11 protein-coding genes are annotated in these 15,285 nt (G+C 37.8%); 3 read left to right on the top strand and 8 right to left on the bottom strand.

Annotated features, from left to right (window positions below):
- The first annotated feature begins 192 nt into the window (after positions 1-192).
- Positions 193-1,089: an RluA family pseudouridine synthase gene (locus tag B096_RS0102075; protein WP_018579128.1), complete on the top strand. Its 897-nt coding sequence runs from the start codon at positions 193-195 to the stop codon at positions 1,087-1,089.
- 381 nt (positions 1,090-1,470) lie between these two features.
- Here the strand turns inward: B096_RS0102075 and B096_RS0102070 are convergent, their stop codons facing one another.
- Positions 1,471-2,304: a hypothetical protein gene (locus B096_RS0102070; RefSeq protein ID WP_018579127.1), complete on the bottom strand. Its 834-nt coding sequence runs from the start codon at positions 2,302-2,304 to the stop codon at positions 1,471-1,473.
- A gap of 31 nt (positions 2,305-2,335) precedes the next feature.
- Positions 2,336-3,106 carry a lipoyl protein ligase domain-containing protein gene (locus tag B096_RS0102065; RefSeq protein WP_018579126.1) on the bottom strand — a complete coding sequence of 257 codons (771 nt, stop codon included), beginning with the start codon at positions 3,104-3,106 and terminating at the stop codon, positions 2,336-2,338.
- 103 nt (positions 3,107-3,209) lie between these two features.
- Here B096_RS0102065 and B096_RS0102060 point away from each other — a divergent pair, with 103 nt between their 5' ends.
- Entirely contained in the window at positions 3,210-3,473 is a 264-nt protein-coding gene (locus B096_RS0102060) for a helix-turn-helix domain-containing protein (RefSeq protein WP_018579125.1), read from the top strand.
- Positions 3,474-3,518: 45 nt separating this feature from the next.
- Here the strand turns inward: B096_RS0102060 and B096_RS0102055 are convergent, their stop codons facing one another.
- From B096_RS0102055 to B096_RS0102045, 3 genes are all read right to left on the bottom strand, one after another.
- The gene (locus tag B096_RS0102055) at positions 3,519-7,625 is read right to left on the bottom strand and encodes a SpaA isopeptide-forming pilin-related protein (RefSeq protein WP_018579124.1); all 4,107 of its coding nucleotides are present in this window, start codon (positions 7,623-7,625) and stop codon (positions 3,519-3,521) included.
- 96 nt (positions 7,626-7,721) lie between these two features.
- Entirely contained in the window at positions 7,722-8,315 is a 594-nt protein-coding gene (locus B096_RS0102050; protein ID WP_018579123.1) for a hypothetical protein, read from the bottom strand.
- A gap of 2 nt (positions 8,316-8,317) precedes the next feature.
- Positions 8,318-9,286, bottom strand: a complete 969-nt coding sequence (locus B096_RS0102045; RefSeq protein WP_018579122.1) for a CobW family GTP-binding protein — start codon at positions 9,284-9,286, stop codon at positions 8,318-8,320.
- 247 nt (positions 9,287-9,533) lie between these two features.
- Between B096_RS0102045 and B096_RS0102040 the strand changes: the two genes are divergently transcribed.
- Positions 9,534-10,667: an MFS transporter gene (locus B096_RS0102040; protein WP_018579121.1), complete on the top strand. Its 1,134-nt coding sequence runs from the start codon at positions 9,534-9,536 to the stop codon at positions 10,665-10,667.
- An 84-nt stretch (positions 10,668-10,751) separates the two neighbouring features.
- Here the strand turns inward: B096_RS0102040 and B096_RS0102035 are convergent, their stop codons facing one another.
- The 3 genes from B096_RS0102035 to B096_RS10145 all read right to left on the bottom strand — a co-directional run bounded on the left by B096_RS0102035 (position 10,752) and on the right by B096_RS10145 (position 15,270).
- A complete protein-coding gene (locus B096_RS0102035; protein ID WP_018579120.1) occupies positions 10,752-11,654 on the bottom strand; it encodes a metal ABC transporter solute-binding protein, Zn/Mn family in 903 nt (300 codons plus the stop codon).
- 171 nt (positions 11,655-11,825) lie between these two features.
- Positions 11,826-12,560, bottom strand: coding sequence for a YwaF family protein (locus B096_RS0102030; RefSeq protein WP_018579119.1), 735 nt, complete (start codon positions 12,558-12,560; stop codon positions 11,826-11,828).
- Positions 12,561-12,681: 121 nt separating this feature from the next.
- Positions 12,682-15,270 carry an Ig-like domain-containing protein gene (locus B096_RS10145; RefSeq protein WP_018579118.1) on the bottom strand — a complete coding sequence of 863 codons (2,589 nt, stop codon included), beginning with the start codon at positions 15,268-15,270 and terminating at the stop codon, positions 12,682-12,684.
- Positions 15,271-15,285: the final 15 nt, after the last annotated feature.

The raw sequence follows: 15,285 nt of genomic DNA, 5'->3' as shown, positions 1-15,285 counted from the left end.
TAATCGTGTGAAATTTAACTTATAATATTTTTTTTCACTCTTAACAGATATTTTGGTATTTTCATTTGTCCGCTTGTGCAAAACCCCTTCAATTTAATAAGTGTTTTGTTGCGTCATAAATTTCATAAATCACCACTTTTATCTCGAGAATACCCGTGATATAATGGCCAAGTAAAAAATTGAGGAGTCATTATGGAATCATGGATTATTAATCAAAAAACACAAGGTAAACGAATCGATCATTTTTTAAATGATCACCTTGATCTATCACGCAGTAAAATTACCATCATGATTAAAGATGGCTTAGTTTTGTGTAACAACAAAGCCATTAAACCGCATTACAAAGTTAAATTAAACGATTGCATTACCGCATCACCTTATCAAATTAAACCGCTTGATATCCCCCCCATTCCGATGGATTTAGATATCATATATGAAGATCAGTGGCTCATCGTCATTAATAAACCACGTGGACTTGTGGTACATCCTGCTAAAGGTGTCAAATCCTACACCTTATTGCATGGTTTGGTTGATTACTTAAACAAAAATTCGAACCACTATGTTCGTCCAGGCCTCGTACATCGAATTGATCGCAATACTTCAGGTTTGCTCGTCATTGCAAAAGAGGATAAAACCCACCAGTTTTTAGCAGACCAGCTCCTTGATAAAACCATGAATCGCACCTACTACGCACTCGTTCATAATACCTTGAATACCTCACCGCTTACCGTAGATGCTCCAATTGGCCCCGATAAAAAGGATTCAAAACGTATGACTGTCGGACAAGATAAAAGTAAACCGGCTCGCACCCATTTTGAAGTTCTCGAAATTTATGATAAAGGAAGTTTGGTTCAATGTTCTCTAGAAACCGGAAGAACACATCAAATTCGTGTTCACGCACAACACATAGGAATTCCCTTACATGGTGATCCGCAATACGGTCATCCAGATGATACAGATCAAAGTGGTCAGTACTTATGTGCAACAAAACTTGAGTTTATTCATCCGCAATCACTGAAATTGATGCAATTTGAAATTCCCTTACCTGATTATTTCGTACAAAAAATTAAAGTTCTAAAGAAAAAATGATAAGTATGGTGATCTGGCAAACCAAAGCAGACGTTAAATAAAAAATAAAAACCTTATCCGAACCAAAATGGATGAGGTTTTATTTTTTAAAAACTATGAGCAGATCATTTATAAATCTCTGTATCGAGTACTTTGCCACGTTTATGCACGTTGCTTAATATTGAGATAAGTATAACGTTATGTTTCTATTTATCTTGTCTCTATATTTTCTTTTGCCTTCATTCACTCCAAATAAAATTCCTGTAAATAAGAAAATGAAGATAGGATGATATTTATCTGTTCTACCCTTGAAAGACCACTATTTTCGGGGTAATTTGATGAATACATAAAAAAAGCAAACATGTTTGTCACGTTTGCTTTTAATTTACGATATCTATTGATTTAAGATTCTAGTCGACTCATTAATTTAAAGATAACACTCGATACCAGAACACCCACTCCCGTCCATAAATACCATTTAAACGGATTATTTTTAATAGGAATATCGACGCCAACTTTATTTTGAATCGCCGTCATTATAAACGGTGAAGCCAAAAATCCCAAGAGCATGATAAGGGAACAAAATACCGCAATATGACCATAAACCCTTGTCCAATGCCACCCTGGATTTAAGACAAGCACCAAGATCAATGCAATCCCTAACAAGACGGACATACCGATAATAATTTTTTGACTGTTTTGGGTAAACCAATCTACAGCACCTAGTATCTTCGTTTGGCGGGGGGACAATTCTTCCTGAACCCGCGTTATGATTGTTTCATAGGTGCTTTGAATATCGGTATTATTCAATGTTTCCTCAACAACAGCACTGACGGTTTCCGATGTTACTTGTCCATCGCTGAGCGTTTCAATTTCAGACCCATAAGATTCGATATATGTTTGAACATCGGCTTTTAAAGCAGCTTCATCAATACTGCTACCGCCTGTAACAATATCGTTAAGCGCGCTTGTAGCTAATGATTCGGTAATATCTTGAAATTGGGGATCCTGAACAACTTTTTCTTGTAAAGCATCAAACTGAGCTTGTTTTTCTACTGGAACAACCTCCCTAATGGGATCCAGGTAATGTTCGATTTGTGTTTCCACCTCAACAAACGTCGGTGGAAAGAGCGTTCCAATATTACGGACTTGTGATTGTGTCATAAGTCCACCCACAAGTACAACGGACGTACAGACGATGAATAAACCTAATAGGACATTGATAAATTTTTTCATAAGCCACCTCTTAATTCATTATACATCAATTCTACAGTTTCGAAAGCAATCTTTGATTATGCAACACGGTACGACGTTTAGCTTCGATAAACCCTTGTTCATCCAAATCCTGTTTATGAACTTCCTCAATCGCGTCACATCGGTTCCTAAGTTCATGAATGAGTAAATCACCAATATAGCGTGGCGAAAGTTCATAGCCCGTCAAAATATCTAAAGACTCCATTTTGGTCGGATCAACATGCACAACATTGCCACGACATTGCGCATAAAAGTCTCGAACAAGTTCCCCACGGATTTGTTGATTACCGCAAACGCTAAGATAGCAGACCATCGAAACCCGCTTCCCAGAACGTCGTTGCGCCGTACCACAAAACTTCTTACCGTCAATACTCATATCCGTGTCCCCTGGACAGTATGCGCCATCAATTTTAAAGATGTCGATATGGGATGCGATTGGGCGTAACGCCGCTCGAATAAAATCACCATAATACTCATAGTTATCATCCATTGTTGCATCAGAATTAAAAATCAAGGACATATTGAGAACTCCTTCATCCGCTACAATTGATCGACCGCCCGAATTGCGAATCGTAACGTCATGTCCTTGATTTTGATAAAATTGTACCCCTTTTTCAAAATCATCCATCCGAACATCATCCACTCCCATATTAATGCCATGGTGTTGAAAAAGATGCAGAATCATTTCCTCATCTCCAACATTTTGAAGTGAATAAGCGTCAATGGCCGTTGACTCCAATGCATCCTCTATTTGCCCAATTTCATCAATAATAATCCCTCTCATAGTAGCCCTTCTTTCTTCTTCAATTTTAGATTCACCACCTCCACAAGTCAACAGTCATGACCTATCTCCTTAACATGTTATAATATGTAAAAGGAGTGATTACATGGAACAACATCATCTTAATGTTTTACAACAACTTTATCAGTTATATCAAACACGATGTGATCGAAATGATTGTTCACGTACCGTATCTAATTTCAACAGTTCCATTATTGATGACATCGCCGAAATCCTCTCAGTATCTCCAAAAGAAGTTTTAGAAAGCCTTCAATACCTTGAATCATTAGGCTATACAAAAATTTGGATGATAGGTGGGTTTGAGCTCACGAAACAGGGTATTCGTGCAGGTGAACGTTTCTTCCAATAATAAAAACCTCATTCTTAGAATGAGGTTTTTTTATACTTAAGTTTCTTATTTACGGTTGTGTTTCCGCTGTTTTATTATGTCTATGATAACCGCCCCCATACCAATAAGGAGCACACCATATCGTTGTGCATGGGGTGTCATTCCTGTAACTGGTAATAATCCTTTTTGATCCGTTTCAGTAGTTTTAGATTCCGTGTTAGGAGTCTCTTTGATCCCGGATTCCGGCTTTGGTTTTATTTCAGGTTCCGGTGTTGGTTGGATTTCTGGTCCAGGTTCCGGCTTTGGTTCGATTTCTGGTCCCGGTTCGGGTGTTGGTTCAATTTCTGGTCCCGGTTCGGGCGTTGGTTCAGGTTCAGGTAACAACGGAGTTAGTTTATTTTTCATATTAAGATGAATCCATTCCGGTTCACCTGCCACCGCGTCCACGATTTCAAACGGCACCGGTGTTGCATCAAGTTCATATCCGTCTGGAGCTTCTAATTCTTTAAGATAATACTTGCCTGGTTGTAGTTGATCGTAACAGGCGATTCCAGAGGCATCTGTTACAAGATTATCAATGACGAGTGTATCATCAGACTGGTAAACGCCAAATTTTGCACCCGCCAAAGGCTTCGCGTCAGCATCCGTTTTAAGAATTTCGACACGTCCTTTATAGTTCACAAGTTCGTAATAAAAGGTACCCGTTTGATTTTGATTTGCATCTTCTTCAATTGTGACAACGTGTTCTGTAGTATCCAGAATGAGTCCTTCTAAAGTTTGAGTCTCTTTTAAAGTATAAGTACCCAATGGCAAGGACTCGTAAATAATTACGCCACTTTCGTTCGTTTGAGCACTTAAGATGTTTCCATCATGATCGATGAGCTCAAACGTGACTCCAGCAAGCGGTTTATTGTTTTGATCAAGCTTTAGAATTTCCAGATGGCGACCGCGATTGATCGCATGGACATCATAAACACCTTGGTTCTCATTGCTTACTTGAATGGTAATGCCTGTTTTTAGTTCATTGGCAATGGAAAATCCTTTTGGTGCCTTGGTTTCAATCAGTTTGAATTCTAAATAAGGTAATCGAGCAAACTCAAGATGACCTTGTGCGTCCGTAGTTCCTTTACGCCATTCCACGTTATTCTTGTCAACAAGGATAAATTCGGCACCTTCTAAAAGGTTACCGTCCGGATCTGTTTTCTTTATCTGTATTGAGCCGGTTTCGCCAGTACCGCTTCCCCACAATCCGCCCAATTCGATACTATGATTTTCCTCGTTATCATGCTCTGACTCAATGATATTATCACCTATCAATTGGATTGTATTCGTTGCATCTTCACTACCTTGCGTACTTGGACTCGCTATACTTTCATAATCCAGGTAGATTGCTTCTGTTAGTGGTGCCTTGAATTTAATTTCAAAGGTTTCTTGAGCCCCTTCATGACTGAACGTGAGCTCATAGGCATCATCCTCAAACACAGGACCCTTCTCAAACGTAACTTTCCCTTTAGGATCTTCGGTTATTCTCGCTTTATAAAGTTTGAAACTATCACGATCGAGAACTTGATTTGTTGAGGGCTTATCAATGATTTTCGCATTGTATATTGTTGATTGTGATTGATTCAGAAGAACATCCCATTTCAAGACAATACCTTCGCGCACCCCATTTTTACTTACCAAATGCCCTCCATGAGGTATTTTAACAGTATCTTCTAAAATAAAACTATCATCTTCATTTCTAAAAACTGCACGATTGATGTATGATTCTAAAATAATATCTCCATCAATACTGGTTTTATATTCCACAATATAACGAACATTTTCAGTGCTGTTTTTAAACTTAATGTTGAGATAGTCCTTATCCAAATCCGGACGCCAACTAATAAACGCATCATCTTTTTGTTTATCGGTCATCGGTTCACCGGGAACTGGATCTCCCTTATTGTCTAAAGTATAACTAGAAATGATCATTGATTCCGGTACATACTTTTGACCTTCTAAGATGACATCATAAAAGGATGCATCACGAAGTTCATGTTTCGCATAGTTTAAAACGACACGCCATGTGATTTCTTTCGTTAAGGGGTCATAAGTCCCTTTTTTACTTCCACTGTTATTCACTTCGGGGCGCACCACTTGGATTGCCTCCCCTTCAGTGTGGAAATCTTTACCATTTTCCTTCCAATCAATGGTAGCTTTATTTTTATAAAAATCTTGTCCCTTAGATTGTCCGCCAAACTTTGCATCCTTGCTTGTGGGATGGAATTCGGTCTGATAGATAATCTTCACGTTTTTATTCTGGCTATCCGATAATCGAATCGTAAACGTATCATCTCCTTCTGTATAGTCTAAGAAATAGTCTTTATCTAGTGTGAGCAATTGCCCCGCATTATTAATCAGTTTTAAAGATTCTTTCAAAAACCGCATTTGGTCTGGAATCTTATCATGAATTACGACATCGGTAATATCATGTGATTCTTTATTGACTTGGATGGTCCAGCCAATGCGCTTATTTTCATAGTCAACACCAATCGAGAATTTATCAAGATACTCTTGACGAATTGAAAAATAGCTTTGCGCAGTATCGTCACCATACTTTACTGTATTATTTAAAATTAAATCGTGGTCAATAATAATCCCTTCTTTTATCTTGGTTTTATACGTTAAAGTTAACTCTTGATCGACAGTGCCTACAATGGTTATATCCAATTTCTCACCCATGGGATCTTTATTCGATGTTACCGTAACATTTTGACCTGTAGAAGTCAGCATGGATCCTTCAACGTATTCATGCTCTGGAGACAACACATCCAGCAGCTTAGGATCCGTTAATGTTACCTTTGCTCGATTAAAGGTGACGCGCCATTCAATAATGTGATCACTAGGATTATATCCACCCACTGCTTTATCAACCATCTTTGGATAAAACGTCGTCAATTTGGACTCACTATCGTCCTTATCGCCATCAAAATCGACTTCAACTTTATTATGTACCGGTATATTACTACCAGATTGAGGTTTATAATTTCCTTCAAATTGTGTAACGAGAACAATGCGAAGTGCTTGATCCAAATTTTTCATTGTTATTTCAACAGCGCCGGAAGGATTCGTAATAACAAGTTCGAGATCATTCCATTCCTGTGACATGGGTTCAATTTCAGAACCCACTTTGGTAACCTTACCAAGATAATCCGTTTCCAATTTGAATATTTTCGCACCCACGTATTCCATGTGATCAGGAAGTGTATCCTTAACACTGACAACGTTACGTAATTTTTGTTGTTTATTCAAATCAAGATTCCACGTTGCCTGTTTTCCAAACACCGCATTGATTTCACCCGACTTGTCAATCAATTTTTCATACTCGGAATCTAAGATTACAGTTAACTCCGTATCCTCTGAATCCGGAAACGTTAGAATATTGGAACCCAATCCATTTAAAGCATCCTTATTAATTTGAGCTGAGAATCCAAATTCTCCTTTAACTTCCGAAGCAGTAAAACTTTTTGTAAAGACAATGCGACCGATATAATTACCCTTGGCCCCTTTTAGTGTTTCGTAATAGCCAACCGTCTCGGTTACAATTTGACCGTCATCCATTTTAATATCCATTTGAAAGTCAACAACACCGAGACTCGCACTGGGCACTATCACCTCAATGGGTAATTTAAATTCAAAATAATCACCCACCTTAAGTTGTGCTGCAGTTTCATTGGAAATACTCCAATCTATTTGCGCTTGAAAACCTTCTAACTCTACGCCTTGAACAGTGTTTTCTGGAATTAAAGGCATATCGCGGTCTTTTTTGAAACTATATTTGCTTTTAATTTTTTCAGCATCCAATTTTGAATTGTGTTGGCCTTGCAACAGTGATGGCGGTTCATCCGTATCCTTTTCCGAAGTTGTCAAGACTTCCTCGTGTTTGCCATCTTCCATAATGGATTCGTTTGAATCTTGATGCGAACTCGCATCTTCCGTTTCATTACTCCTCTCATTAAGAAAAACCGCTTTTGAAGTATCATGTTCATCGGGCTTCGATGTTTGATCTTCTTGAATGATAGATGGTTCGGAATGTACTGCATTTTCAGCTTCCTGTGCATCTATTTTGATAGAACCTATAAATAAAGAACATACTAACGCTAAAACCATTAGCACTCTATTTTTCTTCATTCATCAACCCTCCTAAGCCCATTATTGTATGCACAGTGTTTTATGTCAAATTTTTCACATATTTGTCATTGTATAAAAAAAAGAAGCCTAAGCTTCTTAATTAAATGTATCTTCGAAAATTTTATGAAGTAATTCATCATTATTAAACTCAAACTGATCGACCAATCCTGCATCTAAATGTGTTAAGAAACGACTGTTTCCACTCGTATCGATGGCTACAATGGCTTCACCATCCTCTGAACCAGCATAAGCCCGTTCAACATTGCGGAATCCGCGTGATGTTGCTTCCTGCATAATAGCATTCGCCAGGTATTCTCGTTTTTGAATATAATCTTCCACTTCATGATTTGCGACAATGTATGCATCTACTTGTGTGGCATCGTCAACCAATCCCTGCGTATCATCATCCATAAATATAATCGGAATTATAAATACAGAGATACGCTCTTGTGGTACAAACATATGTTTGGTTAATGGAACACGCTTTCCTTTATAAAGGACTTCGGTATAATCTGCCAAAGCTTCGCGATCAAGCGAATAGTCAATAAACGGTTCTTCAACACCATCAATATGATAGCGCTCAATTGTAATTTCGGGAATTGACTCTACAAAAGCGATGGCATTTGCTTCCTGTTCAAACACCCCAATTGTATGTTGACGTTCGTATTGCATAATTTTAACTAAAAACATATTTATGACTCCTTTGCACGTTCCAGTGCTTCAAATGATGTTGTCAAAGCCTTGACATCGATATTGCGACCGATGATGACAAAATGACTTTCTAAAGAAATCGGTTGAGGACCGTAATCAATCATAAAGGTACTTGCTACCCCTTGAACAATAATTGTCTCATCAAGCCCTTCAACCCGTAAAATCCCTTTATACCGTAATAGATCATGACCCATTGTATCCACTAGAGCCACCAACCATTCTTTAAATTCTGAGAATGCCAGAGGTTGCTTCGCATGCAGCGTCAAGGTGTCCATATGGGAGTGACGATGATGATGCGTCGTTTGGTTTTCTTGATGCGTTACAGAATCCGTTAAAGATTCATACCCTGTATGCGTTGCATCAAACCGATCCTCATTTAAAAGATAAATATATGAAGTCTCTGGCTTTAAGATTGAGACAGGTGCCAGTGGATTGATTGCTTTAAGTTTTCCCAATAAGCCATAGGGAACCTGATCTGTTTTTGTAATAAAAATACGATCTGCAAAAGCAACTTGCTCAAGCGTTTCCCGATAATGTTCAAGTGCATGATCCGCATTCACTGCATCCACCAAAGTAATGATACTGTTTAGATAAAAATATTTTTGAACCGCCTCTGATTTAAGAATGGTTTGAATCAAAGGATTTACCTCAGCAAGTCCACTCGTCTCAATAATGATAGACTTGAGTGTCATATTTTGATCGATAAACTGACGTCGTAAATTCATAATTGCAAGTTCCAATTCCCGATCATCAACACAACAAAGACATGCGCTATTGATTTCAAAAATATTATTTTGATTATATTGGATAAATGCTTTATCAAGATTAACCGAACCAACCTCGTTAATAATCAGACCGAGTGTATCTTCTTGCGTTTCTTTAAGAATTCGATTGATAAATGTTGTTTTCCCAGCACCTAAAAAACCAGAAATAATTGTAATAGGTATCATAAACAACCTCCTTATTCTATAATTATGAGCGAGCCGTGCGGTCCTTGCAAGCAAAAGCACTAAAAAAAAATCATTTCTTAAGCGAAAAGATTTACAAAAACGTGTCAAATCATAGAAGAAACCGCTACCAAAGACGAAGTCATTCATTCTTGGTACCTTTGTTTGACAAAACCGGTTTACTTAATTAGAATGGTTAGTGTTATCATCCTTATTTTATGGATGAATTACTGGAGGAAAGAATAAATATATGAAAAATAAAACAATCTTAAGAACCTACTTTAGTTTCTTCTTAAGCGGTATCTTTATTTTAAGCATTGGTGCGATTATGCCGGATTTGATAACAAATTTGAATTTATCGTATAGTGATGCTGGAACACTGTTATCGATGTTTGCTTTAGGAAATTTGCTTGCAAACTTTATCAGTCCCTTTGTTTCAGAGCGTTTTGGAAATAAGATTGCAATTGGAATCTTAGCGGCATTAGTGCCTTTAAGTTTCTTATCCATCGTAATCTTTGCCGACTCGATACGCAAAATCTTATGGCTTGGATTTATCCTTATGGGAATTGGTCGAGGATCGGTAAGTATTTTGAGTAACGCTATCGTTAATGATCTCAGCGATAATAAATCACGTGATATGAATATGCTTCATACTGTATTTGCAATTGGTGCTGGGCTTGCTTCCTTTATTATTGTTGGTTTAAAAAATATCGGTTTTGATTTTAATCAGCTAATCTTATTTTTAACCGCTGTTACTACAATATCTTGGTTAAATTATATGACAATGGATCTTGATTTACACGGTCAACAAGATACACCGATTGAAGCTTCAACCAAAAAACTGGATTTTGCTTTCTTTGCAGTAGCATTTGTATTATTCTTCTATTTAGGACTTGAGAGTACCATCAATGGTTGGTTTATGACCTACTTGAAGAGTATGAATATACTATCCGATACGTTTGCAGCAAGTCTTGTTTCTCTTACTTGGATTATGATTATGATTGGTCGTTTAATTACTGCGGTCATTTCACAAAAAGTTAAAGGTACTAAACTTGTACTGATTTATACAATTGGTGCTGCCTTATCCTTCTTTGGTCTGGTATCAACAATGAATCCTACAATTATTACCATATCCATTCTTGCACTTGGATTGTGTCTTGCAGGTATCTATCCAACAAGTATTGCGAATACATCGCAATATGTTATTGGAAATCAAAAACGCCTTGCACTACTTCTTACATGTGCTGCAATTGGTGGTATTATAACCCCTCAAATCATTGGAACCATTGCTGATCGTACAAGTATGGTCTTCGCAATCAATGTTTTAGGTATAAATGCAATCGCAATGGTCGTGCTTGCCTTTATTTCAGATCGTAAGCTATAGTAATTTAATTAAATATGATAAACAAAAAAAGTAGACACAATAATCATGTCTACTTTTTTCTACGCAAATAGCCTCTAAAATATTTTATTTCTTTGTTAAGCCTCGAACCATCGTCTCGATATTATAACGGTAAGTTTCGATAAAACTATTATGAGGTTTAAGCGTGTCTGAATAGAGTTGCCCACCTACATCAGTCTGAAATCCCAACTGTTCAACACCCTCACGCAACGCAGTCATTGTCTTCTCTGGAATTGACGCTTCCATAAAAACAGCAGGAATTTGATATTCCGCAATAAATTCCGCCAAAGATTTAATATCTGAAATCCCCGCTTCAGTTTGCGTAGAGATTCCTTGGATGGCTTTAACTTCAATATCAAAAGTGCGACCCAAATACGCGAATGCATCATGAGCCGTAACCAAGACACGTTGTTCTTTTGGAATCGTTTCAATTTGTGTGTGAAGATCCTCCTCAAGTTTTTCCAGTGCTAATGCATAAGCCTGTTGATTTTTCTCATATAACGATGCAAAATCAGGATCTTTGTAACTCAACTGGTTTGCTATATGTTCGGATACATCACGCCAAATGTCCAAGTCAAACCATATATGAGGATCAATCCCGCCTTGTTGTTCATCCATAATCAATTGATTCGGCTCAATTCCGTCCTCTGCCTTAATGACCGTTTTATCTCGCATTTTTACCAATACGTCTTCAAGTTTTGCTTCTAAATGAACTCCATTATACACAATAATATCAGCATTCGCCAAACTTCGAATATCACTCGGCTTTGGTATGTAAAGATGCGGATCAACCCCCTCCTGAATCATCCCGGTAACATGGAGCCGTTCACCGCCAATCAATTGAACCATGTCCCGTAACATCGTCGTGGTGACGACTACTTCAAGCTCTCCCTCTTGTTTATAAATATCCGGGGATCCACAACCATTTAAAAACATTAAAAACACAAGCCCTACTAATAATTTCCGCATAAATACTCCATTCGTAATTTTCTCTTATTTTACGATGTTTTTTTAATGAAATCTTCTCTAAATTTATCTTCTTTCTTGTCGCATTGTACTCAGCAGTAAAAATCACCTCCTAGTCGTGCTCTTTTGTGAATGATTTCATTTTCTGCACAAAAAAAGAACATCAGCGATGTTCTACTCAATATTAAGGACGGGTTCTTCTAAGTGTTGATGCGTTGCGATTTTACTACCCATTAATACAATTCCAACATAAATCATGAAATACCCACACGTATAGATGATACTTGGAACACCTGATAAGAAACCCAGTGCAAGCGGTGGTGCAGATACATATCCATAATTAGTATGAATTAAATGATTAACAAAACTCACAACTATAAAATAAACGCCTACCATCTTAATTACATCCGTAGTACCATTTTCTTGAATCGTAAAATGATAACGAAATTTCATATAAAGCGGTACTAGAATCATCAAACAATGTCCGGTAAAGAACTGGATGAACATTGCATTCGGAAATCCGAATCCACTTGTATCTGCCATAATAAGAGCCGTCACTGCAGCTGGAATTCCTAGCAAAGCGAGAACTTCGTAAATACGTTCTTGCTTCGTTATAAGCAACAGCATTGTAGCCAACTGTAATAAGCGACAAGGATATAGTGGCAATGCATCATTAACATTAAATTGGTGATTCATTCCATACCAACTGTAAAGTAAAATTTGTTGGATTCCATACAGCCCAAGAAATACCCAACGCAGGTATGCGTATTCCCCAGCTGCAATTTCATCACGTTTTTTTACTAAAATTCCAATACATCCCCCCACAAGAACGAGCATTAAAATATGCACGCGAGAATACAGGACAAAAGGGGTTTGCGTAAAATAAATTGCCTCAATTAGTCTATTCATAAAAACTCCATTTTTCTATTAAATTTTTCAACGTAGCACTTATTATACCTTATTTTACAACAAAAACACACGTTATTTACCTTTAAAAGGAAAAGAACTCATATTTATGAGTTCTTTGTCATTATTTTCGTTTCTTATCGCTCTTTTTAAGACCCACTAAGCACATCATAGCACCCAAGATGATAAGTGCCGTAACATTACGTGTACTTACCCCGGCCGCAGGTAATGGTGTCTCTGCGGTTGGAGTGGTTGTAGGTTCTTCATGAGTAATCGTTTCATTTGGTACATTATTTGTTGGTTCTAAATCCGTGGGAACATCAGGTTTCCCTGGCGTTCCTGGTTCTACAGTTGGATTGACAACAACTACATCTACTTTAAACTCTTTAATATAGGGATTTGAACGCATCATCGATCGAGCCCGACTCAATTGCGTTAAACGAACCGTTACCCCATAGGTTCCCGTCGTATTCGGGTCCACAATATCCATGAAATTTGTTTGAATTTCATACGGAATATTATCTGGATTTTGAATATTGAGTGCTTGAATAAAGTCTGCCTCTGTAACAACTTCCGATAAATCTACTTGTAGTGATGAATTCATAACAATAGTATCGAGAGGTCCTTTAACCGATTGATCGCGGTATTCCAAACTGAAAATCGCTTCACGTAAGTTCTTAATCACATGATTGATGACAGCAATTGATGAAGTTTCATCGTTATAGGTAGCTGTTGCAAATGCAAGCTGTTTATCAAAATGATCTAAACTTTCTTCTGTATAAAGGATACGATCAATGCTGTGCGCAATTTCAATGAGTGCCTGTAAGTCTTTTCGACCTTGCCCGACATTTACTTCAAGTGCAACAAGATCATTTATTTTTGAAGTCAAAGATTCAACGAAATTCATCAAAGCATCAGCATCATGATTTAAGTCAGCAACTGCTTTTTGTGCTTTAATAATCTCCGATTGCATTGCTTTCACACCCTTACCTTCATAACGTTCGATTTCAATATTTTTGGCCTGGTCTATCGCTTTTATGAGAGTATTTCGAGCATCCTTGATTTTGGCATCAAAACTCACAGTGTAAGTCTTCGTCTTAATACCATCCTCCGCTTTTACTATAAAATTAATTCCATTCTCGGTAGGCACTTGTGTGACACTTGCATTATTCGATACTTCAAGTTTAATTTGTGGAATATCATTAGACTTGAGTTCATGGATGTAATCCGTTGTGGATTCAAAGGCAGTAACTGCCTTTCCAGCAATTTGGAGTGAAACGTCAAAATCATCATTTGCTTTCGCAATGCGATCATAGATTTCGAGTTCCGTAATACCAAGTCCTTTTTTATGTTTTTGTTTTGTCATATTAATACGAATCGCATACGTTTCAACACCATCAAAGGTTAGCTCATTCATGGTTTCATACGCTAACGAACTCGCTTTTAGATTTGTAACTTCAACCCAATTGTTTGGCTCATTAAGAACAGAATCCTCACGACTAATATGACCAAATTTCGTTGGCAGTTCCGGTTTAATGCCAGCTTTTAATACTTCTACCTTATAAGATTCCGGATATCCAGTGCCATCATCTTCAAAGAATCCGAGGACAAGATTATCTACGAATCGCGTCGACATGGTTCCGGCATCGGCGAAGATAATACCGACCCAATCGGATTCACGGCTTTGAGTTTGCCAATTGGTCCAACGATTTGCCGGCGTATTCGTATAAGAGATGACGGCGTCATTAATAGCGTTTATGCGGTCATTCGATCCAGAGCCATCATTCGTAAACGATGCAATCGCTGCAGGCAACTCCGAACCTGTCCACATTTTCGCGATATTATCGCCTTTTTGATATTCTCCACTTACACGTACGGTTAAGGTTGTTACTGCATTCGCTGTTTCAACCATACCTTTTAGCGTATACGTTCCCGGTGTTTTTAAATGTTCAGCATCAAAGGATTCCCATTCGATATTAAATTCGTCAATACGTCCCGTATTATGATAGGCTTTAGCTTTTAAAGGGAGTGTAAAGGACTTATCTTGAGGTGTTACAAGACTAAATTGTTCGACCCCCAGATAACCTTCAACAATAACCTTCGCAATGGCTTCTATTTCTGTACCTTGAACTTTTCCTTTGACTTCGAATGTACCATATTGATCAAGGAGTGCTTGATCAAATGCTTTCCACGTTACAGGAACTTCGCGATCAAACAATGTCTCATATTGAGCAGTAACCGTCTTTGGTAATTCAATTTCATGACTTCGATTGGTACGTATCACAATCGGTTTGAATGCTTTAATGGGTTCGACTTTTTCATTTTCTTTAACAATAAGTGTTACCGTATTGCTTTCATAAATAGCACCTCCATAGGATGCTTTCGCTTTGATTGTATACGTTCCTGCTTCATGTAAGTAAATATTCCCTGATTGAATCTTGATTCCATCTTTTACAGACCCTTGGATATCATAGGTTACATCGACCAATGAAGGCGCAATTAATGTACCATCCTCTAAAAAGCTTTGTGTTGTCACCTTGATTGTCTCTTGGGTACTTCCCTCTAAGCGATCCAACGTTAAACGCGTCTCATCAAAAACGGGTTCAGCAACAACATAAGTAACATGGTAGTCGATGCTATCGAGCCCATCTTCTGACGTTACCCGTACACGTCCTTGATAATTGTTGTCAAGGGAAGGTTGCACGACGTTCACGAAAGAACGTGCACC

It is taken from the genome of Erysipelothrix tonsillarum DSM 14972 (assembly GCF_000373785.1).
In the GTDB taxonomy this organism is placed as follows: domain Bacteria; phylum Bacillota_I; class Bacilli_A; order Erysipelotrichales; family Erysipelotrichaceae; genus Erysipelothrix; species Erysipelothrix tonsillarum.
Note: the sequence above shows the minus strand (reverse complement) of the source record. Positions and strands in the feature narration are given on the sequence as shown.